Raw genomic sequence first — 25,481 nt, 5'->3', positions numbered from 1 at the left:
GTTTTGGGTTTTTTACATGCTTCTTTTTTGCTGGCGGTAGTTTCCCGGTGTAATCCCTTCCAGCTTCTTAAATGATCTGATGAAATTTTGCGAGTTTTTATATTTCAGCTTTTCGGCAATGTCCTTGACCGCCATGTCTGTTTCGGCAAGCCAGCTTTTTGCCATATGGTGTCGGTAGCTTGAGACATACTCGCTGAATGAAATACCCATTTCTTTTTTGAAAATGCTGCTTAAATAATTTGGGTTGTAATGCAGCCTGCGCGCGATTTCGTCCAGTGTCAATTCGGATTCAAACTCATGATGGATGATATGAATGATGTTGTCGGAAATATTTTTGTACTGGGCATCCGCGCGGGCGTTCACTTTGTCTGTCATCGGATCAATAAACTCATTCTTTAGCCAGTTTTCGGTATCCTCGAACGTTTTCAGCTCAAAAATTTGGTCATACAGCATTTTGTTTTCTTCAAGCTCAAACAATTCGATCCCGAGCACATGCATCAGCTCAATCACATGGTTCAAAAAACGGGCGATGGCGATTTGAAATTGATACGGGTTGGTGTTCTGGGTGAAAATGGCTTGCAAAATCGCGTGCAGGCATTTATCCGCTTTCTCCTTGTCTCCTGCTTTAACAGCATCAAACAGCTCATGCTGAAGCTGCTTTGGAAAATGGGTTTTGAAGGTTTTCTTCTGGTCAAGGTCTTCGTAAAAGATGATCGACTTGTTTTCCGCTTTAAGCCGGTATTTCAACGCTTCTGAGCCTTCCGCATAGGCTGTTTTCGCTTTTGTCAGCACATCAAACGGCTGGCTGATGCCGATGCTGACAGACAGCTGCAGCTCAGCTTCCGCTTTTTCCTGAATCATCCTTGCAGTCTCATTCAGCTCAGCTATGAATTCTTCTTTTGTCCCGCTTTGGTTGATCAAAATCGTCGCCTGCTGTTTGTCAACTACAGCGGGGGCAAGATGTTTGTCCGTCGGGATGGTGCGCTCAATCAGGCTGTTGACGGCAAACAAAAGCAGATCCATATCTTTTTTCTCATAAGGCGTATGATTCAGTGTGTCAATTTGGAGCACAAGCAGGGCAAGGTGCCGCCAATTTTGCTTTAAACCGAGGCTTTCAAAGCGGTTATCAACCTCCTCATCCGTCAGTTTTCCGAGCATAAGCCTGACCATAAAATATTGCTGCAGATGAGTGGCCTGCTGCTTCATCGTTTCCTCAAGGTCGTCATTTCTGTCCTTCAGCTGCTTAAAGCTCTGTTCAATTAACTCAAATTCATTTTGAGGAGGCTGTTGTTTCTCTTGTATGGCTCCATGTCTTGCGAATGATTCGTAAAGCACCCTGATCGGCTTGTAAAAATGGCGGGAGCCCAGCCAAGAGAACAATAATGAAAGCGTTAACAAAATAATGCATACTGTAAAAGTGATCCAGCCGATTGATTTGGCTTCTTTTTTTAGCTCAGGCAGGGAAACGAGAGAAAAATAAGTCCATGTATTATAGTCAGATTTTTGATAGGTAACTTTATAATGAATCCGGTCAATAACTGTTTCAAACTGTCCGCTATTGGCGGTTTGCGCCAGCACTTTTTGGACAAAGCCATCGTTATGAAGAGATTCACCGACGTCAGACATGTTGTTATGAAGGATGATGCGGCCTTTTTCATCGATGATAAACAGGTTGTTGGCGTTTGAATAGCCAGGCATATTTTTGACAAGCGAACAGCTCGGGATGCTTGCGGCGGCCAATCCCTTTGTATTTGTGCTGTTCAAAGGAAGCTGCTTAATTAAATTGATATTGTAGCGGCAGTTTTCTGCTGTGCCTTCTTTGGTTGAAATCAAATGATTGTTTTCCTCAAGCGTCCAATATGAGCGGCTCGCTTTGTGTTTCGTGTACGCTGAAGCTGCTTCATGAAGAGTGTCTGTATTCAACCGGTACAAACCGGAATTGTTCATGTACCATTTTTTCGTATAACTGACTAATGTCATGTTGGACAGGTCGGTATCAAAGCTTTGCAGATAATTGAGCTCTTGGTTCACTTGGTTATAGATTTGAAATTGGTCTGAGTGCAAAGGCTCGGACAATGTGCGAAGGAGAGGCGGCGAACTCACATAGTGGGTTAAAGAGTGATCGACGGTTTTCAATATATGTTCGATGCTTTGCTGGGTCTGCTGGAGTGTGTCGAATTTTTCCTCCGAAACGTTGGAAATAGCCGTTTTCTGGGAGTGCTCGTACGAAAACAATCCGACCAAAATAACCGGAATGGTGCTGAGCAGGCAGAAAAACGTGATCAGTTTGTAGTAAAACTTGTATTGGCTTCTTTTCATAAAACCCCCCATTTCATAACATCCACTTCACCTTAATACAATTAATCCAAAGATTGATAGATATTGTCAATAATCATTTTCTAATATCGGTGTCTTTTTTTCAGGTGGACCGTCTGAACCCTTGATTATAAAGGGATAAAACAGGATGTGATCATATGATTGTAGACGGACTTTTGCCTGCTGGGCTACAGTGAATGCAAGAACCCGTGAAAGGAGGCTAGGAAAAAATGAAAACAGCAGAAGCGCAAGCGCCGGCTGTTGATGCAGTCATTTTTAAAAAAGAAAAAAGAAAGCGCTTACTAAGTAAGCTGATTCAGCAAAAATATTTGTACTTGATGATTTTGCCGGGGTGTATTTATTTTTTGCTTTTTAAGTATATCCCGATGTGGGGAATTGTGATTGCGTTTCAGGATTATCAGCCGTTCCTCGGCATTTTGGGCAGTGAGTGGGTGGGGCTGAAGCATTTTATCAGGCTGTTTACTGAGCCTACATTTTTTCTCTTGTTAAAAAACACGCTCGTGTTATTTGCGTTGAACCTGGCCATATTTTTCCCGGTGCCGATACTGCTGGCGCTTCTATTGAACGAAGTGCGGATTGCTCTCTTTAAAAAATTTGTTCAGACGCTGATTTATATCCCGCATTTTATGTCTTGGGTCATTGTTGTATCGCTTTCGTTTGTGCTTTTAACGGTAGACGGAGGCTTGATTAATGAACTGATTGTGTTTTTTGGCGGTGAAAAAATCAATTTTCTGCTGAACGAAGAATGGTTCCGGCCCCTGTATATTCTGCAGGTTATCTGGAGGGAAGCGGGATGGTCGACGATCATTTATCTGGCGGCCTTTACAGCGGTTGACCCCCAGTTGTATGAAGCGGCGAAAATGGACGGAGCGGGACGGCTGCGGCAAATGTGGCATATTACGCTGCCCGCCATTAAAAGCGTTATCGTCGTTTTGCTGATTTTGAAAATCGGAGACACGCTGGAGCTTGGCTTCGAGCATGTGTATTTGCTGTTAAATGCGACAAACAGGGAAGTGGCGGAAATTTTTGATACGTATGTTTATACTGCAGGGCTGAAACAGGGCCAATTCAGCTACAGTACAGCAGTCGGCGTATTTAAAGCGGCGGTCGGGCTGATTTTGGTCATGCTTGCGAATCGTTTGGCGAAGAAATTTGGCGAGGAAGGAATTTATTAAGAAAGGGATGGGATCAATGGATCAATCAATCGCTGTAAAATCGCCTCTTACGTACGCGGAGGCATTGGCAAAAACCATTATGAACACGTACACAGTCGAGGAGCTGCCTCCTGCAAACCGCTGGCACTACCATCAGGGTGTTTTCTTATGCGGTGTATTGCGGCTGTGGGAAGTAACCGGGGAAAAGCGGTATTTTGAGTATGCGAAGGCTTATGCAGATCTCTTAATCGATGATTATGGCAATCTATTATTTAGAAGAGATGAACTGGACGCCATTCAAGCGGGTCTCATTCTTTTTCCATTATACGAGCAGACGAAGGATGAGCGGTATGTCAAAGCGGCAAAAAGGCTGCGCGGCTTATATGGAACACTGAACCGGACGTCTGAGGGCGGTTTTTGGCACAAAGACGGTTATCCTTACCAAATGTGGCTCGACGGCTTATACATGGGGGGGCCGTTCGCACTGAAATATGCCAATCTGAAGCAGGAGCCGGAGCTGTTTGATCAGGTTGTGCTGCAGGAGTCATTAATGAGAAAGCATACGAAGGATGCAAAAACCGGACTCTTTTATCACGCCTGGGATGAAGCGAAAAAAATGCCTTGGGCCAATGAAGAGACAGGCTGTTCACCGGAATTTTGGGCACGTTCCATCGGCTGGTACGTCATGTCTCTTGCTGACATGATTGAAGAGCTGCCGAAGAAGCATCCAAACCGTCACGTGTGGAAAAACACGCTGCAGGACATGATTAAAAGCATCTGCCGCTATCAAGACAAGGAGACGGGGTTATGGTATCAGATCGTTGATAAGGGAGACAGGTCTGATAACTGGCTGGAAAGCTCAGGATCCTGTCTGTACATGTACGCATTTGCGAAAGGAATCAATACAGGCTATCTAGACAGAGCTTACGAAACAACACTACTAAAAGCGTATCAAGGCTTGATTCAGCATAAAACCGAAACATCAGAAGACGGCGCGTTTCTCGTCAAAGACATATGTGTCGGAACGTCAGCCGGTTTCTATGACTATTATGTCAGCCGCGAAAGAAGCACAAACGATCTGCACGGAGCCGGCGCGTTTATTTTGGCTATGACAGAGCTGGAGCCTCTTTTTAGGTCAGCGGGGAAATGACAAAAAGGATACGGACGGCTTTGTGTGTGATCGTCTCAGTGCTCTTTTTGGCATCATGCTCAAGCAGGCCGGACGGAATGCATGTCATTCTCTTTTCTGATATGCAGGCTGGCGTACAGGAAAAAATAAAACAAGCCGCCGAGCAGAATGCCGGGAAGGTCGATATCTTTCCAGCTTTTCAGGAAAAACTGCTGACTGAAATTACCGCCCATGAAGGAGATGTTTTCATCGTGCCTGAAGACATGTTTCAAGCTTACGATGATCCGGAAAATTTTCAGCCGTTAAACGGATTGCCTCCTGAAAAAACATCTCCTTATACAACTGTTAATAAAAAATCAGGAGAAAAAACGATCTATGCCGTTCAGATCGAAAAAGGGAAAAAGCAGCTGAACGGCTATTCTTTTCGATTGAATCGCGATATGGCGGCGTTTATCCCTGTGTATGCTGAAAAAACAGAGGAAGCGCTGCAGCTGATTTCTCAACTAACTGAAGCCCGATAGAGGTGAGGATATTGAAGAACATCGTCTTTTGCGGATTGAGCAGCAGAGCATTCAGTATGTTTATCAAACCGCTGTTGGAGCGGTTTTCAACTCATTATGAGATTACGGGATTGCTGGATGCCGATCCGAAACGTTTTGCCGTTTGCAAGAAGAAATTTCCCGAGCTGGCCCACGTGCCCGAGTTTAGCGAAGATGCTTTTGACGAGATGATGCGCGTGTCAAAGCCTGATATCGTCATTGTGGCAGGCAGGGACGATACGCATGTCACATATATTGTAAAAAGCCTTCAGTGGGATACAGATGTAATTACTGAAAAACCAATGGTGACAACAGTGCAGGATGCGAATCGGGTGCTTGAAGCGGAGGCCAAAAGCGAAGGAAAAGTCACCGTCGCGTTTAACTATCGCTACAGCCCGTTTCATCGGAAAATAAAAGAAATGATTCTGGACGGAAAAATAGGCAGGGTCACCTCCGTTGATTTAAATTGGTATATTGATACGTATCATGGCGCCAGCTATTTTAAACGCTGGAACAGGTCTAGACAGTTTTCCGGGGGCCTTTCTGTCCATAAATCAACACATCACTTTGATCTCGTCAATTGGTGGCTCGGGCAAAATCCGGAAGAGGTATTTGCTTATGGCGCCTTGAATTACTATGGGCCGGACAGTGAGTGGAACCCCTTGCCGGAAGAAGACGGGCGTTTTTGCGGGACATGCCGGGTCAAAGAAAAATGCCACTACTATTCAAGGTGGCATCCCCGTTCCTCTAAAGCTTCTATAAAGGATGATCATCTCGAAGCAGGAGACCAGTCCAGCTTATATACTGCATACAGGCCTGACGCGTGTATTTTTGACGAGGAAATTGACATCGAGGATACGTACGTGGCGGCAGTCAAATATGATGGCGGCGCACTGTTAAGCTACTCGATTATTTTTTCGGCCCCGTATGAAGGCTACCGGCTGACGATCAACGGCACAAAAGGGCGTATTGAATCAAATGAATTTCACGAACCTTCCAGAATTCCGTTTGCTTTTCCTGAGCAGACAATCGAATACTATCCGCTTTTTGAATCAAAGCAGACGATACAAGTAGTCAAAAATGAAGGGGGGCATGGCGGAGGTGATCCGCTTTTGCTTGAGGATCTTTTTTTAGGAAAAGACCCGTTGCGCCGCTATGATATTTTAGCCGGGGCTGAAGCTGGAGCCTACTCCATCGCGGTTGGTGAGGGAATGTGGCGCTCGGTTGCCGAAAAGAAGCCGATCGGCATGAAAGAGCTTTTTCAGATGCAGAATGTATAATGCAAAAAAGGAGGGGGCGCCATGGAACATGATGGTTCACTGGGGCGGATGCTGCGTTTTTGCGAATGGATTATGAGATTTGCGTATACAAACTTGCTGTGGCTGTTTTTTACGTTACTCGGTCTCGGTGTGTTTGGCATCATGCCCGCGACCGCGGCTTTATTCGCTGTCATGCGGAAGTGGATCCAGGGGCAGGACAACGTTCCGGTGCTCAAAACGTTTTGGCAGGAATACAAGGGTGAATTTTTTCGTTCAAATCTGCTCGGCGCTGTACTGGCGCTCATCGGAGTGATCATTTATATTGATTTGGCCTTCATTTATCCAAGTCATTTCCTTCTGCACATCCTGCGCTTCGCCATTATGATATTTGGCTTTTTGTTCGTATCCATGCTTTTTTATGTGTTTCCGCTGCTTGTCCATTTTGACTGGAAAAAACGTCTGTATGTGAAATTTTCGCTCTTGCTCAGTGTGGCGTATTTGCAATATACGCTTGCTATGCTTGCGCTGACTGTTGCTCTCTTTTTCTTGCTTGCGTACCTGCCCGGCATTGTCCCTTTTTTCAGCGTCAGCCTGATCAGCTACTGTCATATGCGAATTGTTTATGCCGTGCTGCTGAAAGTGGAGCAGCACGGCGGCGAGCCACAGAGGGAATCCCATATACGGAAAGCTTTTTATCCGGAAACGAGATAATCATCATTTCTCTATCATAACGCTGTTCCAAACGGAATAGATTGATAGAGAAAGGAGAGCGGATAAAATGCTGAAGGTAGCGGTATTTGATGAAGAGCATGAAAAAGACTTACAGACGGAAATCAATTCATTTTTAAAAGGGATATCGGAGGAGCAGCTGATTGATATCAAATATACGGTTTCGGCAGCGTGCGACCCAGACGGCGAGCAACTTTACTGTTTTTCCGCCCTTATTTTATATCGCAAATAAAAAGATCTTTCCGCAGGCGCGGAAAGATCTTTTTTGTTAATATGCTTTTTTCACTCTTGGACTTCTCGGTTTATCGAGTTTCTCCGCTTTTTTGATCTCTCTTCTTTCTTTTGAGAGCGATTGATAGAGAGAGGCAATCATCAGCAGGATAACGATAGAAAACGGCAGCGCTGCCAGAATCGCTGTGTTCTGCAAAGCGGCAAGCCCTCCGGAATATAGGAGCACAGCCGCCATGGCGGACTGAATGATACCCCAGCTGAGTTTCACAGAATTCGCCGGATTTAAAGAACCGTACGACGTCTGCATGCCCAGCACGAATGTAGCTGAATCTGCAGACGTGATAAAGAATACTGCGATCAGAATCAATGCAAGGATCGATGTTACCATTGTCAGCGGATAGTGATCAAGTGTTCCGAACAGCATCGTTTCAGTGGACAGCTTGGCTACATTGAACGTGCCTTTTTGCTGGAGATCCATGGCTGATACGCCGAAAATGGAGAACCATAGAAATGTCAAAATACAAGGTGTCACCAAGACACCGATTAAAAATTCGCGGATCGTCCGGCCTCTGGATACACGGGCGATGAAAATGCCGACAAATGGAGACCAGGAAATCCACCATGCCCAATAGAAAATCGTCCAGCTGTTAATCCATTCGCGTTTTTCAGGATCGTTCGGTGTCAGTCTGAAGCTCATTTGAACGATATTTTGAATGTATTGTCCGATAGAATCTGTAAATGAGTTCATGATCAGCACTGTAGGCCCGACAACGAGCATAAACAACATTAACAATCCGGCCAATACCATGTTTGTGTTGCTTAAATACTTAATTCCTTTTCCGAGTCCGCTCCACGCAGAAAGTAAAAAGAGCACTGTCACAATAATGATTAAAACCAATTGGACGATAAACGCATTCGGAATGCCGAACAGGTAATTCAAACCGCCGTTAATTTGGGTTGCGCCAAGACCAAGACTTGTTGACACCCCGACAACAGTGGCGAAAACTGCAATACAGTCAATGGCCTTTCCGATCGGTCCGTTTACTTTATCGCCGAGAATCGGTGACAGTGTGCTGCTGATTAACCCGGGCGCGCCTTTGCGGAATTGGAAATAGGCAATGCATAATGCCACAATGGCATAAATGGCCCAAGCGTGCAAACCCCAGTGGAAAAACGTATAGCGGAGTGCATCTCTGAAGGCTTGGGGGGTTTCTGTTTCACCTGATGGAGAGCTAATTGCGTAATGGCTGATCGGTTCAGCCGCACCGTAGAATACTAAGCCGATTCCCATGCCTGCGCTGAACAGCATGGCAAACCATGATAGTAACCCGAATTCCGGTTTTTCATCAGGCTTTCCGAGTTTGATTTTTCCGATCGGGCTGAAAATCAAAAAGAGACAAAACCCGACAAACAAAGAGACAACTAAAAGATAATACCAACCAAATGAATCGGTAATAAATGCTTGTGCCGATTGAGACACATTTTGCAGGCTGTCAGGAGAAATAACACCCCATAATACAGCTGCAGCTGTGATTGCAATCACAATCCAAAATACACTAGATATATGTTTCAACATTTCTCACCCTCTAATTTTTTGTGTACGCCTATATCTTGCTCGCAGGCTTAGTATGGTCGTACGATGGCAGCTCATTCCTCTCTTAAAATTACCCCGCAATCAGGTGAAACAAAACAAGTCTCACCCTAACATGAATGCGGGGAATGTTCAAATGTGAGTTTGGCGGCAAGAGATTTAAAGAGTAATGATTAAGAACGGGCGTATTGCCCGGCATTTAGCCCTGCAAGCCTGCCTGTGACAAGGGCGGAGGTAATATTGTATCCGCCTGTGTAGCCGTGGATATCCAGAATTTCACCGCAAAAATAAAGCCCCTCCATTTTTTTAGAAGCCATCTTTTTCGGGTCAATTTCTTTTACAGATACCCCGCCTCCCGTGACAAATGCCTTATCAAGCGACAGTGTGCCATTTGCGAGGACAGTAAACTGCTTGCAGTCCCTTACAAATTGTCTGAAAGGATCCTTCGGCAGCTCAGAAAACGATACGTTCGGAGAGATGCCGTTTTTTTCGAGCAGGAATAGGAGATAGCGCTCCTGCATCCAAGGCTTCAGCACGTTTTTAATGGTTTTTTTCGGTGCATCCTTCAGTTCTTTATACATCTTTTGGAAAAGCGTTTCTTCATTGATATCCGGATACAAGTCGATTCTGATCGGCACTTGAGGCTGTTTTTTCAGCTCTTTTACGACAAATTGGCTGCATCTGAGAATGGCAGGTCCTGAGAGGCCGAAATGGGTAAACAGCATGTCCATTTTATGTGTGATAATCGGTTTGCCTTTTTTATTTAACACACTGACGGCTACATCTCTTAGTGATAAGCCCTGAAGTGTTTTTTGCTTAATGAACGGTTCGGCAGAAGTGACGGGAACCTCTGTCGGAAACAGCTCTGTTATGGTATGGCCCGCGGCTTCAGCCCATTCATAGCCGTCTCCCGTGCTTCCGGTATGAGGCACGCTTTTACCGCCTACAGCGATAATGACTGCCTGGCTATGGATCATTTCGCCATTATTCGTCACAATCCCTGCTGCCTGTCCATCTTCATATAAAACAGATTTAATTTTCTCGTTCGTTCTGATTGTTACGCGGAGCTGCTTCAGCCTGTTTAACAGCGCGTCAACGACACTTTGGGCTTTGTCGGTAACAGGAAACATCCGGCCGTGATCCTCTTCCTTCAATTGAATGCCGAGGTTTTCAAAAAACTTGATAATGTCTTCATTATTAAATTCAGAAAACGCGCTGTATAAAAAACGCCCGTTGCCGGGGATGTGCTTGATAATTTCTTCCACAGGAAGGCGGTTCGTCACATTACAGCGGCCGCCCCCGGAAATCGCGAGTTTCCGTCCTAATTTATTTCCTTTATCTATCAGCAACACGCCAGCGCCCTGTTCTCCTGCTGCAATCGCAGCCATCAAGCCTGAAGGGCCTCCGCCGATTACGATTACGTCATATTGTTTCATCTTTATCATCAACTTTCTTTTCATTTCGTGTGCGGACACCCCGTCCGCAGTACTATTATAGCGAAAGAAAGCCGCTCCTTAAACGTCTTTTGCCGCGGACATGAATGTTCACAGGATTGCTTTTGTATTTATTACCGTCTAAATGCCCAGTTGTGGTAAAATAGAAAAGTTGAATCTTCGTAGAAAATGGTGATGAAGAAACATGTCAAGCAAACTGTTAAGAGGCACGTTTGTATTAACGCTCGGTACATATATATCGCGGATTCTGGGGATGGTCTATTTAATTCCCTTCAGCATTATGGTCGGGGCGACAGGCGGTGCATTATTTCAATACGGATACAACCAATACACTTTATTTTTGAATATTGCTACGATGGGCTTTCCGGCCGCTGTTTCTAAATTTGTTTCCAAATATAATTCAAAAGGGGATTATGAGACAAGCAGGAAAATGCTCAAGGCGGGCATGTCGGTTATGCTCGTCACAGGAATGATAGCCTTTTTCATTCTGTATCTATCGGCTCCGATGTTTGCGGAAATATCGCTGGGAGGCAAGGATAATAACGGCCTGACAATTGATCATGTCGTTTATGTCATCCGCATGGTCAGCTTAGCGCTTTTGGTCGTACCGATTATGAGCCTTGTCCGCGGATTCTTTCAAGGGCACCAAATGATGGGTCCGACAGCTGTTTCCCAAGTCGTTGAACAGATTGTCCGCATCATCTTTCTATTGAGTGCGACATTCTTGATTTTGAAGGTTTTCAACGGCGGCCTTGTCATCGCTGTGGGCTATGCAACCTTCGCAGCGCTGATCGGTGCCTTCGGAGGGCTGGTCGTGCTTTATATTTATTGGAACAAACGGAAGGGCAGCCTGCTGGCGATGATGCCGAATACGGGTCCGACAGCAAACCTAAGCTACAAGAAAATGTTTTTCGAGCTGTTCAGCTATGCTGCTCCGTACGTTTTTGTCGGACTAGCCATCCCTTTGTATAACTATATTGATACAAATACGTTTAACAAAGCGATGATTGAAGCCGGTCATCAAGCCATCAGCCAGGACATGCTTGCGATTCTAACCCTGTATGTTCAGAAGCTCGTGATGATCCCGGTTTCCCTAGCAACTGCTTTCGGACTGACATTAATTCCAACGATTACTGAATCGTTTACAAGCGGAAACTATAAGCTATTAAATCAGCAGATTAATCAAACGATGCAGACGATCCTGTTTTTAATTATTCCGGCTGTTGTCGGGATCTCTCTATTGTCAGGACCGACGTATACGTTCTTTTACGGGTCAGAGAGCCTTCACCCTGAACTGGGGGCAAACATTTTGCTATGGTATTCGCCAGTCGCGATTTTGTTCTCTTTGTTTACAGTCAACGCAGCCATTTTGCAGGGCATCAATAAGCAAAAATTTGCGGTTGTCAGCCTTGTGATTGGCGTCGTGATCAAGCTTGTGCTGAATGTTCCGCTGATCAAGCTGATGCAGGCTGACGGAGCGATTTTAGCGACGGCGCTTGGATATATCGCTTCCCTTTTATATGGGTTTATCATGATTAAGCGCCATGCAGGCTATTCGTATAAGATACTAGTTAAACGAACTGTTTTGATGCTGGTCTTATCAGCCATTATGGGTATTGCCGTGAAAATCGTGCAGTGGGTATTAGGCTTCTTTATTTCCTATCAGGATGGCCAGCTGCAAGCTGCGATTGTTGTGGTGATCGCGGCCGCTGTTGGCGGAGCTGTCTACCTGTATTGCGGCTACCGATTAGGATTTTTGCAGAAAATTTTAGGCCGCCGTTTGCCAGGTTTCTTAAGGAAAGGCAGACATGCAGGCTGATGAACTAGATATGATGAAACTGAGGGCTCGCATGCTGCGGGCTTTCTTTTATAAAGGAGAGATTGGGAATGAGACTTGATAAGCTGCTTGCCAACAGCGGGTATGGTTCGAGAAAAGAAGTCAAAGCCGTTGTGAAGGCTGGAGCCGTGATGATCGACGGCAAACCTGCCAAAGATGTAAAGGCGCACGTTGATCCTGATGCGCAGGAGGTGACCGTATACGGGGAACGGGTTGATTATCGAGAGTTCATTTATCTTATGATGAATAAACCGCAGGGCGTGCTGTCGGCGACTGAGGACAGCCGGCAGCAAACAGTGGTCGATCTGCTGACGCCGGAGGAGATGAGATTTGAGCCATTTCCAGCCGGCAGGCTTGATAAAGATACAGAGGGCTTTTTGCTGCTCACAAATGATGGCCAGCTCGCACATCGGCTCCTTTCTCCTAAAAAGCATGTTCCAAAAACGTATGAAGTCCATTTAAAATCACAGATTTCTCGGGAAGACATCTCCGATTTGGAAACGGGTGTCTACATAGAGGGCGGCTATAAAACAAAGCCGGCAAGAGCGGAAATCAAAACAAACGACAGTGGCAATACCGTGATATACCTGACAATTACAGAAGGAAAATATCATCAGGTCAAGCAAATGGCAAAGGCAGTCGGCAATGAAGTGGTTTATCTGAAGCGGCTTTCGATGGGACGCGTTTCCCTAGATCCCGCTCTGGCACCCGGAGAATACCGTGAGCTGACAGAGGAAGAGCTTCATTTGCTCAATGAGCCGCAAGCATGACAAAAACCCCGCATATCGAATGCGGGGTTTTATTTATAAGCACACAAAAACAAGGCTCAGTAGTTTCTGCGCCCTGTTATCTATCGGGCCGCTCTCAGGCGGCCCTATGTAATTTTTCAATTTATGAGGTAATCTTTACTTTCTTTCTCGTTGTCTCCCACTTGCCACGGCTTGGACTATGAACAAGATCATTATATGCCAACACATTTAAGTCTCTTTGAATCGTTCTAGGTGTAATGCCGAATTCGTCAACCAGTTCCTGTGTTGTCACAAGACCTTTTTCTTGGATAAACATGTAAACTGATTTGATTCGAGTTAGCATACGGTTTGTTGAAGGTTTCAAAAAACCACTCCCTATCATAAGATCGGATGGACTTGACTAACCACAACTCACGACTATCAACTGCGTACGAAATAGCAACAAAGGCAGACATCTGTAATTGTTATAATAATTCGCCCTCATTATACACGATATTGCAGTGATGAATCTAGGGATAACTCCTATTAATTTTTTCCAATTCGCGTTGGGCAGCCATCCTTGTTGGATTACTATGTATTTCGGCTCAATATTATTATGGTTAAAGAAACTTTTTTTATTCTGTTTCGTAGTAAATTTTGGAGGTGGGTGAGTTTTGACAAGTTTGCTTGAAGCTTCAATAGAACAGGCCGGGTATACAAGCCGAAAAAAAGTGCTCACCGATGTTTTTTTGGAAGTCAGAAAAGGGGAACTAGTTGGACTGATCGGAGCTAACGGCGCCGGAAAAAGCACCGCAATCAAGGCGATACTCGGCCTTTCAGAAGATTTTAAAGGGCATATTGCCTGGAACGACTGTTCATTTGCATATATTCCGGAGCATCCGTCCTTCTACGAAGAACTGACGCTGTGGGAGCATTTGGATCTGATCAGCACACTCCACGGCATCGAAGAGAGGGAATTTGCGCATCGGGCCCAAAGCCTGCTGCAGACGTTTTCGCTTGATCATGTCAAACATGAGCTGCCTGTCACCTTTTCGAAGGGCATGCAGCAAAAACTAATGCTTATCCAGGCCTTTCTCTCTAAGCCGGATATGTATGTGATTGATGAACCGTTTATCGGCCTTGATCCGATATCGACGAAACGCTTTGTGGACATGCTTAAGGCTGAAAAAGAACGTGGAGCCGGAATTCTTATGTGCACGCATGTACTCGATACCGCGGAAAAAATCTGTGACCGGTTTTATATGATTGAGAAAGGTTCATTATTTCTCCAAGGCACGTTAAAAGATATTCAGGACAAGACCGGATTAGAGGGGCAGTCATTGCTTGACTGTTTTTATAAGGCAGTTCAAGGTGATCGGCCATGAACGGGCGTACGCTCTTTTTTCGAAGGCTGTTTGACTATTACAAGTATCAGTTTAAAGTGTTGCATGCGGTCATTGACTGGACAGTCGCTCTCTATATCGTTTTGCCGGCGATTGCTTTTGTCATCTATCAGTATATTGATTTGATGAATGGAAGAGGCCTTCTTTATGAGTGGTCTGAAGTGGCGGAGTGGAGATGGCTGTACGCTGTGTGTGGGCTGATCATGTTTACAGGATCGATTCGTACATTTTTAATGGAAGCGGACAAAGTGTTTTTGCTGCAAAAGAAAGAAATCATCTATCAGCTCAAACGGTACGCGCTTTTGTATTCTTTTCTGGTCACGATGGCTAAATGGCTGCTTCTCTTTTTTATTGTCCTTCCCCTTATCAGTCATTTTGTTCACATCACATTCGCAGAAAGCGCTGCTCTATTGTGTTATTTGTTTGGCCTTCATATAGTCTTTTTATCTTTAAAGCAAGACAGGATCAGAAAGCCGCGCTCTATTTCGAGATGGATTGGCGATATCCTTGTCAGAGCTATTCTTTTTGCTGGTTCTGCGATCCTGATTGTTTTTACTGAGCGGCACTTGCTTGCGCTTTTTGGCATTTTATTTTTGCTTTTCTCAGTTATCCGCAGTTTGAAAAAGACAGCTTCGTTCACGGCTTTTGAAGCTGAGGTGACTGAAGAGAAAAAAAGCAGGCTTGCCCTTGCAGGACTTGTGATGATGATGAGTCAGGAGGCGGGAATGCCAAAAGTAAAAGACAGGATGAGAAGAAAACCGTTATTATACCGAAATTCAAAAAGGATATTTAAAAGACGAACGATCTGCACAGGCTATAAGGAATTGTTTTTTAAAGTCATGCTGAGGAATGGCGAGTATGCGAGGCAGATGTACATGCTATTGTCAGCTTTCACCGTTCTCATATTTGTTTCCCCAATTTGGCTGAAGGTGATTGCACTGCTGGTATATACAGGGGTTTGCCGTTATATCCTGACGCTTATTTTTGACAAGGTCATGGATGCCCCTTTTTTAATTGGCACCGATAAGGAAAGTGATGAATATTATCGGGCCAGAAAAAGCTGTATCAATATCCTGCACTATACGTTTGCCGCCTGTTGTTTTTTAGCGGCCGCTGTCTCTTTATTGTTTACATAAAAAACCCAAACGGCTGCCGTCTGGGTTTTTTGGTCTATGTTATAAAATAAAAAGCTGGATGAAAAACAGAATGGCGAAAACGATGACGAGCGGATGAATCTCTCTCCATTTTCCCCGCGCCGCTTTTACTATTGGGTACGAAATAAAGCCAAGCGCGATTCCTGTAGAAATGCTAGAGGTCAAAGGCATGGCCAGAATGACGAGAAACGCAGGAAATGCCTCGTCCATCTCTTTCCAGTTCATATTGGAAACTGAGCCCATCATCAGGCTACCGACGATAATCAAAGCAGGCGAGGTGATGGCGGCTATACCTGACAAGGCGCTGACAAGCGGACTGAAAAACATTGAAGCCGCAAACATCACCGCGACAGTCAAAGCCGTAAGCCCCGTTCTTCCCCCGGCTGCGACACCCGCCGAAGATTCGATAAATGCAGTCGTCGGACTTGTGCCGAAAACAGCTCCTACTGTCGTCGCGGTTGAATCAGCAAGCAGCGCTTTTCGCACGTTCGGCAGCTTGTTGTTCTTCATCAGCCCGGCTTGCTCGGCAACTCCGATCATCGTGCCTGTCGTATCAAAAATTGTGACTAATAGAAAAGAAAAGACGACAGCGTACAGGCCGTGATGAATGACATCGCCAAAAGCGGTAAATGGATTTGAGATCATCAATCCTTCCGGCAAATGAGGAAGCGACATAAATCCCTTTGAAAAATGGAGCTGACCGGTGAAAAAGGCGATCAAAGCGGTAGCTGCCATTCCGATAAATAAAGCGCCGCTTACATTCAGCACCATCAGGACCACGCTGATCAAAAGGCCAACCAGCGTTAAGATAACACCAGGTGAATGCAGATTGCCGAGAGTGACCAGGTTTGACTCATCAGCTGCCACAATTCCCGCTTGACGCAAACCGATAAAAGCAATAAACAGCCCGATCCCTGTTGTGATCCCGTATTTTAAATTGTTTGGAATCGCTTCTATAAGTTGTTTTCTTAAAGGCGTTAACGATAGAATAATGAAGAGAACCCCTGCTGTAAATACTGCGCTGAAAGCTGTTGCGTACGTGATGCCGCCATCGCTTGCGCTTACGACATGAAAGGCTAAATAAGCGTTCAAGCCCATGCCGGGCGCAATAGCAATCGGATAATTTGCTGCCAGGGCCATCCACAGCGTTCCGACAATGGAGGCAATAATCGTTGCGGTGAACACCTGGTCGAAAGGAACCCCGGCGTTAGCCAGAATGACCGGATTGACCACGACGATATAGACCATTGTGAAAAAGGTCGTCAGCCCTGCTATGATTTCTTGCTTTATGGATGTTTGCTGCTCTTTTAGATGAAACATAGTATCCTCCAATTACGAACGTTTTAACAAAACACCATTAATATTATTCGTTTTATTTGGTTTTTGCAAGTCATTTCTTGCGGAAAGGGGATCATTATGAACTGGGAAGTTGAAGTGATCAGAAAAAAAGAGGATTTAATTCGTGATACGCAGGAATTTTTGAGAATCAACAGTGTCATGGACGAAACAACCGCCGGACCCGGTAAACCGTTTGGAGAAGGGGTAAATGCCAGCCTGACTTCATTGCTGGAGCTTGGAGAAAAAGAAGGCTTTACAACAAAAAATCTTGACGGCTTCGCAGGTCATATTGAATGGGGGGAGGGCGATGACATTATCGGCGTACTTTGCCATGTTGACGTCGTTCCGCCGGGAGATGGGTGGACGAGTGATCCATTTTCAGCTGAAATCCGCAACGGACGGATTTATGCAAGGGGCGCCATTGATGACAAAGGCCCGACAATGGCGGCATTCTACGCGCTGAAAATCGTGAAAGACATGAATTTGCCCCTGTCCAAGCGAGTCAGAATAATTATCGGAACAGATGAAGAAAGCGATTGGAGATGCGTAGAGCATTATTTCAAGCATGAAGAAATGCCAACAATGGGCTTTGCGCCTGACGCCGATTTTCCGATCATTAATGCGGAAAAAGGGATCATTGATGCTTCTTTACTTATTCCGCACCGCCCAAATCAAGCAGAAGCAAAGGCAGTGCTTGTCTCGTTTCAATCAGGCCTTCGTTTAAACATGGTGCCTGACGCTGCGGAAGCTGTCATTGAAGGGCCGAAAAAAGAAGAGATTCTGTCTTCATTTAAAGACATGCTCCGCACGACGGACCAAAAAGGGGAAGCTGCAATAGAGAACGGACAGCTCATTTTGCGTATGTACGGTCTTTCCTGCCATGCGATGGAACCGAACAATGGGATCAATGCCGGCATTTTATTGTGCGAATTTCTCCAGCAGACTGAGCTTGACGATGCAGGAAAGCGGTTTGTGCAAGTTGTGACAGATAAGTTCTCAGGTGATACAAGAGGAAAAAAACTGGACATCGACTGTGAGGATGAAATCAGCGGTGAGCTGACATTAAATGTCGGAACACTGCGCTATAAAGAAGGGCAAGGAGGCGAGCTCGGGATCAATATCCGCTATCCTGTGACAGCGGAAAGCAAAGCGATCCGCGATGCATTCGAAAGCGCATCTGAATTTGAGCTGGGAGAATTCAAAGACAGCAAGCCGCATCACGTGTCCGCAGATCATCCGTTAGTCAAAACCCTGCAAAAGGTTTATGAAGGCCAGCTGGGTAAAAAAGCTGACTTAATCTCAATTGGCGGGGGGACTTATGCGAGATCCTTAAAAGCCGGTGTCGCGTTCGGCCCGCTGTTCCCCGGACGCCCCGACAGCGCACACCAAAAGGATGAATATATCGAAATTGATGACCTGCTGAGATCGACAGCGTTATATGCTCAGGCAATTTACGAGCTTGCAAAATAAAAGGACCGGCTTCTGCTGAAGCCAGTCCTTTTTTTAAATAAATGACCATAAATCAGTTGATAAGTACCGTTCTCCTGTATCAGCTGTCATGCAGACCACAACTTTGTCAGGAGAGAGGCGTTTCGCTGTTTCGATTGCCGCGAAGCAGGCAGCGCCTGATGAAGGACCGACAAGAATTCCTTCTTCAGCAGCAAGCCGTCTTGTCGTCGTATACGCGTCTTCATCAGAGATTTTGATAATTTCATCATAAACGTCTTCATTTAAAATCGGCGGTATAAAGCCTGGGCTCGTTCCTACAAGTTTATGCGCGCCAGGTTTTCCGCCGGATAATACAGGCGAACCCGCTGGCTCAACAACATGAACCGTGATATCCGGAAAAAGCTCTTTGAGCGCCTCACCTGTTCCGGTAATGGTTCCGCCCGTTCCAGAGGAGGCGACAAAAGCGCCGAGCGGTTTTCCGATTTCCTCTATTGCCCGGGCGATTTCAGGCGCTGTTGTTTTCCGGTGCGCATCAGGATTGGCAGTGTTATCGAACTGCATTGGAATATAGCTGTTCGGAATTTGTTCGGCAAGCTCCTTCGCTTTTTTGATGCTGCCCGGCATTCTTTCCTCTCCGGGAGTTAATACAACCTCTGCACCGTAAGCTTTAAGTAGGTTGATCCGTTCCTTCGTCATCGTATCAGGCATAACTAAGATTGCTTTATATCCGCGTGCTGCCGCATTCATGGCGAGCCCGATTCCGGTATTTCCGCTTGTCGGCTCTATAATAACTGATCCCGGCTTGAGTAAACCGTTTTGTTCAGCTTCTATGATCATTTGATAAGCGGCTCTGTCTTTCACACTGCCGCTCGGATTGAAAAATTCAAGCTTTAAATAGACTTGTGCCGCATTTTCCGGCTGAAGCCGATTCAATCTCACTAGCGGTGTATCTCCTATCAGATCAGCTGTGTTTGTAACGATTTTCAACATTGTCATTCCTTTCTGAATAAAACAAGTGTCATATAATATCCTAACATAATAAACGTTTGTGCAGAGTGTTTTCATACACTGTTCCTCTATCCGCACAGCCTCTTTATTGATAAAATAATAGCTGTCAAAGAAGGGAGTGTCAGACGGATGCCAGATATACGGCCTCATTATTTCATCGGCGTTCCCATACCTGAGGGAATTGCAAATCCGATCTACCAGGCTGCGAAAAACGAATCGGTATTGGCGTTTCAAAAATGGGTGCACCCGCTTGACTATCATATCACGTTAATTTTTCTCGGAGCGGCGGATGAGACACAAATAAAGAAGCTTGAAGGTTCGCTAACAGAGGTTGCTTCAGAAATTGACCCATTTTCAATTGAGTTTGGCAAGATAGATGTATTCGGCGACCGCAGAAGGCCGCGCGTTTTACATCTGGAGCCAAAGAAAAACAAAACGCTTGATAGACTGCGGGAACATACGAAGCAGGCTGTACTTCAGGCCGGCTTTCAAGTGGAAAAAAGACCGTATCATCCTCATATGACGCTGGCAAGAAAATGGACAGGCGAAGATGGATTTCCAGCTCATGTTCCGTTTGAAAGCGGCGAGGTTTCGATGATGGCTGAACGATTTTCGCTCTTTCAAATACACTTGAACCAATCACCAAAATACGAGGAAATATTCAAATTTCAATTATCTTAATTCATTGCGGAGTGGAGAAACAAACATGGCACAAATCATCAAAATTCATGATTATATATCGAGATATGAGCTTGATCCGTACCATTATATCAACCAGTTTGTACGTCTGAAAAAAGAGCGCTGGCTTTCACTAGTAGAAGCAGCGGAGCGCCAGCATGAAGAAAGGCAAGCCAGTGCTGAAGAACCGGAACCGGTGCAGAAACGAAAAAAATTTTCATTGAAAAGAAGAAAAGAAGAGATAAAAGCCGATATACAAGAAGAGAGACACCCATGGTTTGAGGACGAAGAAGATATTCATGTAAGGCTCCCGAAGAGCAGGGTGGCGCTTGCTTCTTTTTATAAAAGACATTTATATGATTTTCAGCTCAAATGGGCAAGCTCTACTCTTTCAGAAATATCTCAACTCTCAAACCAGGTGAAGCAGGACCGCATTTTGCGTTATCTGACCCAGCAGCTGCCTGATTCTTATTTTATTATGTATAAGCCTGTGCTGAAAATTCAGCAGGCGGCGGTTGAATTAAGCATTGTGATTATTTCTCCTCTGGAAATTTATTGCGTTTCTTTTTTAGAGGCTGAGGAAGACAGTGTCTACATAGGGTCTAAAAATCGTTTTTGGGACAAGAAAACAGCCTCTCAGACTGCATCAGTGTTAAATCCAGGGCTTAGCCTGTTTCGTACGGACTCGGTTGTGTCAAAGATCGTAAAGGAAAAACAGGCTGAGATTCCAGTTCGAAAATTGCTTCTGAGCAGAACGTCGTACATCGATTACCCGGAGCCGCCATACGGCTTAGAAATAGCGGATAAGCGGAGCGCGGAAGAATGGATTGAGCGGCAGAAGAAAAACACTGCGCCGATCAAACATCATCAGGTAAAGGCTGCAAAGGCTCTATTGTCTTACTGCATGTCTGACTCCTATCGCAGACAGGAGTGGCTGGAGTAAAAGAGAACGATTTGAGCGGTTTTCTCATAACATAAGCAGGTGAGAAAGATGAGCCATTGGTTTTTTATTATTAATCCGACAGCAGGACATCGGAACGGCCTGCGTGTTTGGAAGTCCATTCAAAAAGAATTGATCAAACGAAAGATTGAGCACCGTTCATTTTTAACTGAACATCCGGGACACGCCGAGGTGCTCGCCAGACAGATTTCAACGATACAAGAATATAAGCTGAAGCGCCTGATCGTCATTGGCGGAGACGGAACCATGCATGAAGTTGTCAACGGGCTGAAAGATGTTGACGATATTGAGCTGAGCTTTGTGCCGGCGGGCGCGTATAATGATTTTTCGCGAGGATTCTCTATTAAAAAAATCGATCTGATACAGGAAATCAAGAAGGTAAAGCGCCCGTTAACAAGAACCTTTCATTTAGGGAGCGTCAATTTCCTTCAGGATAAATCACAGATTCTTTATTTTATGAATCATATCGGAATCGGGTTTGACGCATATGTCAATAAAAAGGCGATGGAATTTCCGTTGAGACGGGTTTTTCTTTTTCTCCGCCTTCGATTTCTTGTGTATCCGCTTTCTCATTTGCACGCTTCGGCAACCTTTAAGCCGTTTACGTTAGCTTGTACGACGGAAGACGAGACGCGCGAATTTCATGATGTCTGGTTTGCCGTTGTATCCAACCATCCGTTTTACGGGGGAGGCATGAAGGCTGCGCCCCTAGCAAATCCGCGCGAGAAGACATTTGATATCGTAATCGTTGAAAACCAGCCGTTTTTGAAAAAATATTGGCTTTTATGTCTCATGGCATTTGGAAAACATACAAAGATGGATGGCGTTACGATGTTTAAAGCGAAAGACATTACATTTTACACGAAGGACAAAATCCCGTTCCATGCTGACGGAGAAATCATGGGCACTACCCCGTTTCGTCTGGCATCTAGTCCTTCACCCCTAAGGATCAAAACATAAACGTGTTTGAAGGAGAGAGCTTCCGATGGTCAGCATCCGCCGCAGCTTCGAAGCGTATGTCGATGACATGAATATCATTACTGTTCTGATTCCTGCTGAGCAAAAGGAAATCATGACACCGCCGTTTCGGCTTGAGACAGAAACAACAGTTTTTCCTCTGGCTGTCAGGGAGGAATACTCCCTTGAAGCAAAATACAAGTACATCTGCGTATCCGACCATCCTGTGACATTTGGAAAAATCCATTGCGTCAGAGCATCCAGCGGCCACAAAACGGATCTCCAAATTGGCGCGGTCATCCGGACGGCTGCGTTTGATGACGAATTTTATTATGACGGAGAGCTGGGCGCCGTTTATACCGCGGATCATACCGTATTTAAAGTATGGGCGCCTGCTGCAACCTCAGCTGCTGTCAAGCTTTCACACCCCAATAAAAGCGGGCGCACATTCCAAATGACTCGGTTGGAAAAAGGCGTCTATGCCGTTACGGTCACAGGTGACCTTCACGGATATGAGTATTTGTTTTCTATCTGCAACAATTCAGAATGGATGGAAACCGTTGACCCGTATGCAAAGGCTGTGACAGTAAATGGAGAGAAGGGCGTCGTCTTGCGCCAGGATCAAATGAAATGGACTGCTCCTCTTAAACCATTCTCACACCCTGTGGATGCCGTCATCTATGAGACGCATCTTCGCGACTTCTCCATCCATGAAAACAGCGGCATGATAAACAAGGGAAAATACTTAGCGCTGACGGAAACTGATACACAAACCGCAAATGGCAGTTCTTCGGGACTGGCGTATGTAAAAGAGCTTGGTGTTACACATGTGGAGCTTCTGCCGGTGAATGATTTTGCCGGAGTTGATGAAGAGAAGCCGCTTGATGCATACAATTGGGGATATAACCCGCTTCATTTCTTTGCCCCGGAGGGAAGCTATGCCTCAAACCCTCATGATCCTCAAACGAGAAAAACAGAGCTGAAACACATGATCAATACCCTGCATCAGCACGGTCTGCGAGTCATTCTGGATGTTGTTTTTAACCATGTGTATAATCGCGAGAATTCACCCTTTGAAAAGACAGTGCCCGGTTACTTTTTCCGGCACGACGAATGTGGGATGCCGTCAAACGGCACCGGCGTTGGCAATGATATTGCATCAGAAAGAAGGATGGCGAGAAAGTTTATTGCAGATTGCGTGGTCTATTGGCTTGAAGAATACAATGTCGACGGCTTCCGATTTGATCTCCTCGGCATTTTAGATATTGACACCGTGCTTTATATGAAAGAGAAAGCAACTAAGGCAAAGCCCGGAATCCTGCTTTTTGGAGAAGGGTGGGATCTGGCTACACCGCTGCCGCATGAACAGAAAGCTGCTTTGGCGAACGCGCCAAGAATGCCGGGCATCGGTTTTTTTAATGATATGTTTCGTGACGCTGTAAAAGGGAACACCTTTCACCTTATGGCAGCAGGGTTTGCGCTCGGCAGCGGTGAATCAGCACAAGCTGTGATGCATGGAATTGCCGGGTCTTCCGGATGGAAGGCATTAGCACCGATTGTTCCGGAACCAAGCCAGTCCATCAATTATATCGAATCACACGACAATCACACCTTTTGGGATAAAATGAGCTTCGCGCTTCCTCAAGAAAATGACAGCCGAAAGCGAAGCAGGCAAAGGCTTGCAGCCGCGATTATTTTGCTTGCCCAAGGGGTGCCGTTTATTCACAGCGGCCAGGAATTTTTCCGGACGAAGCAGGGAGTGGAAAACAGCTATCAATCCAGTGACAGCATCAACCAGCTCGACTGGGATCGCCGTGAAACGTTCAAAGAAGATGTTCACTATATCCGCAGGCTGATCACGCTGAGAAAAGCGCATCCTGCATTCCGTCTTAGGTCCGCTGCAGACATCCGGCGCCATCTTGAATGCTTGACGCTAAAAGAACACCTTATCGCATACAGGCTTTATGATCTTGACGAGGTTGACGAATGGAAAGATATCATTGTTATCCATCACGCGAGTCCAGCCTCCGTCGAGTGGAGGCTGCCAAACGACATACCTTATCGGCTTTTATGTGATCCATCAGGATTTCAGGAAGACCCGGCAGAAATCAAGAAAACGGTTGCAGTAAACGGCATCGGAACGGTTATCTTATATTTAGCATCAGATCTTAAGAGTTTTGCTTGACGAAGTTTGTGCTATAGCGCTAAAATTTAAAGGACGGCTATTGATTAGCATATGAGACTCTCAATAGCTGTCTTTTTTATTTTTATACGATTCGTACGAAAAAGGCATTCGCTGGATAGACTAGAAACGATTAGCCTTAATTCTAAAATATTTTAAGAAATGATGGGTTGAACATTGATATGAACTGGTTGGGACAATTACTAGGTAGCGATTGGGAGATCTTCCCCGCCGGAGGAGCTACAGGAGATGCATATTATGCGAAACATAACGGGCAGCAGCTTTTTTTAAAACGTAATAGCTCACCTTTTTTAGCTGTTTTATCCGCCGAAGGCATTGTTCCGAAGCTGGTTTGGACAAAACGGATGGAAAATGGGGACGTCATTACGGCCCAGCACTGGATGACCGGCAGAGAGCTGAAGCCTAAAGACATGAGCGGACGGCCCGTTGCTGAATTGCTTCGTAAAATACACACATCAAAAGCCTTGCTGGACATGCTGAAGAGACTTGGAAAAGAACCGCTGAACCCGGGGGCTCTTTTGTCTCAGCTGAAGCAGGCTGTATTTGCTGTGCAGCAATCTTCGCCGCTGATTCAAGAAGGGATCAAGTATTTGGAAGAACACCTGCATGAAGTGCATTTCGGTGAGAAAGTCGTTTGCCATTGTGATGTCAATCATAATAACTGGCTATTGTCTGAAGACAACCAGCTGTATTTAATTGACTGGGACGGCGCCATGATCGCTGATCCGGCGATGGACCTCGGGCCTTTGCTGTACCACTACGTCGAAAAGCCAGCTTGGGAGAGCTGGCTGAGCATGTACGGCATAGAGCTGACAGAAAGCCTTCGGTTGCGAATGGCTTGGTATGTGTTATCTGAAACAATTACTTTCATTGCCTGGCATAAAGCAAAAGGAAATGATAAGGAATTTCATGATGCAATGGAAGAGCTGCATATCCTCATGAAACGAATTGTTGATTAATCAGGAATACGAATCCATTTGCTCTACCCATTGAGACAGGCTGTTCTGATGCTCTTGTATGTGTGAGTCGATGGATTTGGACGATATTCCTGATTGGCTGTAGCGGTAAACATCTTCAAGCACGTTTTTGAAATTTGAATCAAGCTCGGTGTTTGCCATCAGTGATTTAATCACACGCTCAAGCTGCTCGTACTCTGCGACTGTTCCGCAGCAGTCCAATTGATGGTCAGTCAATATATCCTTCAATAAATGAACTTGATGCTCATAATGTAAACCCATAACGGTACACTTCCCTTCAGTATCATACGGGTTAAATTGTTCAAAACAGAGCGTTTTTATACATGTGAAAGGAGTGTTCCAGCAGACGGGACCCTCTTTTTTTA

The 25,481-nt window shown here is 45.4% G+C and carries 23 protein-coding genes; 16 read left to right on the top strand and 7 right to left on the bottom strand.

Features of this window, described 5'->3' with window-relative positions; genetic code table 11:
• Positions 1–12 precede the first annotated feature (12 nt).
• Complete coding sequence (locus NYE49_RS15240; RefSeq protein WP_015384409.1) at positions 13–2,331, bottom strand: helix-turn-helix domain-containing protein; 2,319 nt, start codon at positions 2,329–2,331, stop codon at positions 13–15.
• Positions 2,332–2,546: 215 nt separating this feature from the next.
• Here NYE49_RS15240 and rmgP point away from each other — a divergent pair, with 215 nt between their 5' ends.
• From rmgP to NYE49_RS15210, 6 genes are all read left to right on the top strand, one after another.
• Positions 2,547–3,512, top strand: coding sequence for a polygalacturonan/rhamnogalacturonan ABC transporter permease (gene rmgP, locus NYE49_RS15235; protein WP_047183048.1), 966 nt, complete (start codon positions 2,547–2,549; stop codon positions 3,510–3,512).
• 7 nt (positions 3,513–3,519) lie between these two features.
• A complete protein-coding gene (gene rmgQ / locus NYE49_RS15230) occupies positions 3,520–4,641 on the top strand; it encodes an unsaturated rhamnogalacturonyl hydrolase (RefSeq protein ID WP_144413667.1) in 1,122 nt (373 codons plus the stop codon).
• Positions 4,638–5,141, top strand: coding sequence for a rhamnogalaturonan transport/degradation protein RmgS (rmgS, locus tag NYE49_RS15225; RefSeq protein ID WP_080109044.1), 504 nt, complete (start codon positions 4,638–4,640; stop codon positions 5,139–5,141). The genes rmgQ and rmgS overlap by 4 nt, the downstream gene beginning before the upstream one ends.
• A gap of 11 nt (positions 5,142–5,152) precedes the next feature.
• Positions 5,153–6,439, top strand: a complete 1,287-nt coding sequence (locus tag NYE49_RS15220) for a Gfo/Idh/MocA family oxidoreductase (RefSeq protein ID WP_015483575.1) — start codon at positions 5,153–5,155, stop codon at positions 6,437–6,439.
• A 21-nt stretch (positions 6,440–6,460) separates the two neighbouring features.
• Entirely contained in the window at positions 6,461–7,129 is a 669-nt protein-coding gene (locus NYE49_RS15215; RefSeq protein ID WP_015384404.1) for a YesL family protein, read from the top strand.
• A 67-nt stretch (positions 7,130–7,196) separates the two neighbouring features.
• Positions 7,197–7,379: a sporulation protein Cse60 gene (locus NYE49_RS15210; protein ID WP_003223398.1), complete on the top strand. Its 183-nt coding sequence runs from the start codon at positions 7,197–7,199 to the stop codon at positions 7,377–7,379.
• A 36-nt stretch (positions 7,380–7,415) separates the two neighbouring features.
• Here NYE49_RS15210 and opuD read toward each other — a convergent pair whose 3' ends face one another.
• Positions 7,416–8,954 carry a glycine betaine transporter OpuD gene (opuD, locus tag NYE49_RS15205; RefSeq protein WP_015384403.1) on the bottom strand — a complete coding sequence of 513 codons (1,539 nt, stop codon included), beginning with the start codon at positions 8,952–8,954 and terminating at the stop codon, positions 7,416–7,418.
• Positions 8,955–9,142: 188 nt separating this feature from the next.
• Positions 9,143–10,405, bottom strand: coding sequence for an NAD(P)/FAD-dependent oxidoreductase (locus NYE49_RS15200; RefSeq protein ID WP_080344281.1), 1,263 nt, complete (start codon positions 10,403–10,405; stop codon positions 9,143–9,145).
• Between the two features lie 202 nt (positions 10,406–10,607).
• Here NYE49_RS15200 and murJ point away from each other — a divergent pair, with 202 nt between their 5' ends.
• A complete protein-coding gene (murJ, locus tag NYE49_RS15195) occupies positions 10,608–12,242 on the top strand; it encodes a lipid II flippase MurJ (RefSeq protein WP_014480588.1) in 1,635 nt (544 codons plus the stop codon).
• A 68-nt stretch (positions 12,243–12,310) separates the two neighbouring features.
• Complete coding sequence (locus NYE49_RS15190) at positions 12,311–13,030, top strand: pseudouridine synthase (protein ID WP_047183045.1); 720 nt, start codon at positions 12,311–12,313, stop codon at positions 13,028–13,030.
• Between the two features lie 121 nt (positions 13,031–13,151).
• Here NYE49_RS15190 and NYE49_RS15185 read toward each other — a convergent pair whose 3' ends face one another.
• Positions 13,152–13,373: a DeoR family transcriptional regulator gene (locus tag NYE49_RS15185; RefSeq protein WP_003152337.1), complete on the bottom strand. Its 222-nt coding sequence runs from the start codon at positions 13,371–13,373 to the stop codon at positions 13,152–13,154.
• Positions 13,374–13,662: 289 nt separating this feature from the next.
• On the opposite strand from NYE49_RS15185, the gene NYE49_RS15180 reads away from it, so the two are divergent.
• Positions 13,663–14,373: an ABC transporter ATP-binding protein gene (locus NYE49_RS15180; RefSeq protein WP_047183044.1), complete on the top strand. Its 711-nt coding sequence runs from the start codon at positions 13,663–13,665 to the stop codon at positions 14,371–14,373.
• Positions 14,370–15,527, top strand: a complete 1,158-nt coding sequence (locus NYE49_RS15175) for an ABC transporter permease (RefSeq protein ID WP_015384399.1) — start codon at positions 14,370–14,372, stop codon at positions 15,525–15,527. Before NYE49_RS15180 ends, NYE49_RS15175 begins: the two co-directional genes overlap by 4 nt.
• A gap of 39 nt (positions 15,528–15,566) precedes the next feature.
• Here NYE49_RS15175 and pbuO read toward each other — a convergent pair whose 3' ends face one another.
• Positions 15,567–16,865, bottom strand: coding sequence for a hypoxanthine/guanine permease PbuO (gene pbuO, locus NYE49_RS15170; protein ID WP_003229234.1), 1,299 nt, complete (start codon positions 16,863–16,865; stop codon positions 15,567–15,569).
• A gap of 96 nt (positions 16,866–16,961) precedes the next feature.
• Here pbuO and pepV point away from each other — a divergent pair, with 96 nt between their 5' ends.
• On the top strand, positions 16,962–18,353 hold the full coding sequence (pepV, locus tag NYE49_RS15165; RefSeq protein WP_015483572.1) for a dipeptidase PepV: 1,392 nt from the start codon (positions 16,962–16,964) through the stop codon (positions 18,351–18,353).
• Positions 18,354–18,386: 33 nt separating this feature from the next.
• On the opposite strand, the gene cysK is transcribed toward pepV, so the two are convergent.
• Positions 18,387–19,322: a cysteine synthase A gene (gene cysK, locus NYE49_RS15160; RefSeq protein WP_015384397.1), complete on the bottom strand. Its 936-nt coding sequence runs from the start codon at positions 19,320–19,322 to the stop codon at positions 18,387–18,389.
• Positions 19,323–19,469: 147 nt separating this feature from the next.
• On the opposite strand from cysK, the gene thpR reads away from it, so the two are divergent.
• From thpR to NYE49_RS15135, 5 genes are all read left to right on the top strand, one after another.
• Positions 19,470–20,021: an RNA 2',3'-cyclic phosphodiesterase gene (gene thpR / locus NYE49_RS15155; RefSeq protein ID WP_015483570.1), complete on the top strand. Its 552-nt coding sequence runs from the start codon at positions 19,470–19,472 to the stop codon at positions 20,019–20,021.
• A gap of 25 nt (positions 20,022–20,046) precedes the next feature.
• A complete protein-coding gene (locus NYE49_RS15150) occupies positions 20,047–20,961 on the top strand; it encodes a hypothetical protein (protein WP_047183043.1) in 915 nt (304 codons plus the stop codon).
• 48 nt (positions 20,962–21,009) lie between these two features.
• Positions 21,010–21,939 carry a YegS/Rv2252/BmrU family lipid kinase gene (locus tag NYE49_RS15145; protein ID WP_047183042.1) on the top strand — a complete coding sequence of 310 codons (930 nt, stop codon included), beginning with the start codon at positions 21,010–21,012 and terminating at the stop codon, positions 21,937–21,939.
• 25 nt (positions 21,940–21,964) lie between these two features.
• Positions 21,965–24,121 (top strand): type I pullulanase, encoded by a 2,157-nt coding sequence (pulA, locus tag NYE49_RS15140; protein WP_047183041.1) that lies wholly within the window; start codon positions 21,965–21,967, stop codon positions 24,119–24,121.
• A gap of 179 nt (positions 24,122–24,300) precedes the next feature.
• Positions 24,301–25,098 (top strand): phosphotransferase family protein, encoded by a 798-nt coding sequence (locus NYE49_RS15135; protein ID WP_009967993.1) that lies wholly within the window; start codon positions 24,301–24,303, stop codon positions 25,096–25,098.
• Here the strand turns inward: NYE49_RS15135 and NYE49_RS15130 are convergent, their stop codons facing one another.
• Positions 25,099–25,377, bottom strand: coding sequence for a YtzH-like family protein (locus NYE49_RS15130; RefSeq protein ID WP_003237926.1), 279 nt, complete (start codon positions 25,375–25,377; stop codon positions 25,099–25,101). It abuts the gene before it with no gap.
• Positions 25,378–25,481: the final 104 nt, after the last annotated feature.

Origin of the sequence: Bacillus sp. FSL L8-0358, from assembly GCF_038593095.1 — a bacterium.
GTDB classification, from domain to species: Bacteria; Bacillota; Bacilli; order Bacillales; family Bacillaceae; genus Bacillus; species Bacillus subtilis.
The sequence above is the reverse complement of the archived record's forward strand: the minus strand, read 5'-3'. Positions and strand labels throughout refer to the sequence as shown.

Coding starts and splice junctions, on each gene's coding strand:
- NYE49_RS15240 (WP_015384409.1), bottom strand. CDS start 2,331: ATGGGGGGTTTTATGAAAAGAAGCCAATACAAGTTTTACTACAAACTG.
- rmgP (WP_047183048.1), top strand. CDS start 2,547: ATGAAAACAGCAGAAGCGCAAGCGCCGGCTGTTGATGCAGTCATTTTT.
- rmgQ (WP_144413667.1), top strand. CDS start 3,520: ATGGGATCAATGGATCAATCAATCGCTGTAAAATCGCCTCTTACGTAC.
- rmgS (WP_080109044.1), top strand. CDS start 4,638: ATGACAAAAAGGATACGGACGGCTTTGTGTGTGATCGTCTCAGTGCTC.
- NYE49_RS15215 (WP_015384404.1), top strand. CDS start 6,461: ATGGAACATGATGGTTCACTGGGGCGGATGCTGCGTTTTTGCGAATGG.
- NYE49_RS15210 (WP_003223398.1), top strand. CDS start 7,197: ATGCTGAAGGTAGCGGTATTTGATGAAGAGCATGAAAAAGACTTACAG.
- opuD (WP_015384403.1), bottom strand. CDS start 8,954: ATGTTGAAACATATATCTAGTGTATTTTGGATTGTGATTGCAATCACA.
- NYE49_RS15200 (WP_080344281.1), bottom strand. CDS start 10,405: ATGAAACAATATGACGTAATCGTAATCGGCGGAGGCCCTTCAGGCTTG.
- murJ (WP_014480588.1), top strand. CDS start 10,608: ATGTCAAGCAAACTGTTAAGAGGCACGTTTGTATTAACGCTCGGTACA.
- NYE49_RS15190 (WP_047183045.1), top strand. CDS start 12,311: ATGAGACTTGATAAGCTGCTTGCCAACAGCGGGTATGGTTCGAGAAAA.
- NYE49_RS15175 (WP_015384399.1), top strand. CDS start 14,370: ATGAACGGGCGTACGCTCTTTTTTCGAAGGCTGTTTGACTATTACAAG.
- pbuO (WP_003229234.1), bottom strand. CDS start 16,865: ATGTTTCATCTAAAAGAGCAGCAAACATCCATAAAGCAAGAAATCATA.
- pepV (WP_015483572.1), top strand. CDS start 16,962: ATGAACTGGGAAGTTGAAGTGATCAGAAAAAAAGAGGATTTAATTCGT.
- cysK (WP_015384397.1), bottom strand. CDS start 19,322: ATGTTGAAAATCGTTACAAACACAGCTGATCTGATAGGAGATACACCG.
- thpR (WP_015483570.1), top strand. CDS start 19,470: ATGCCAGATATACGGCCTCATTATTTCATCGGCGTTCCCATACCTGAG.
- NYE49_RS15150 (WP_047183043.1), top strand. CDS start 20,047: ATGGCACAAATCATCAAAATTCATGATTATATATCGAGATATGAGCTT.
- NYE49_RS15145 (WP_047183042.1), top strand. CDS start 21,010: ATGAGCCATTGGTTTTTTATTATTAATCCGACAGCAGGACATCGGAAC.
- pulA (WP_047183041.1), top strand. CDS start 21,965: ATGGTCAGCATCCGCCGCAGCTTCGAAGCGTATGTCGATGACATGAAT.
- NYE49_RS15135 (WP_009967993.1), top strand. CDS start 24,301: ATGAACTGGTTGGGACAATTACTAGGTAGCGATTGGGAGATCTTCCCC.
- NYE49_RS15130 (WP_003237926.1), bottom strand. CDS start 25,377: ATGGGTTTACATTATGAGCATCAAGTTCATTTATTGAAGGATATATTG.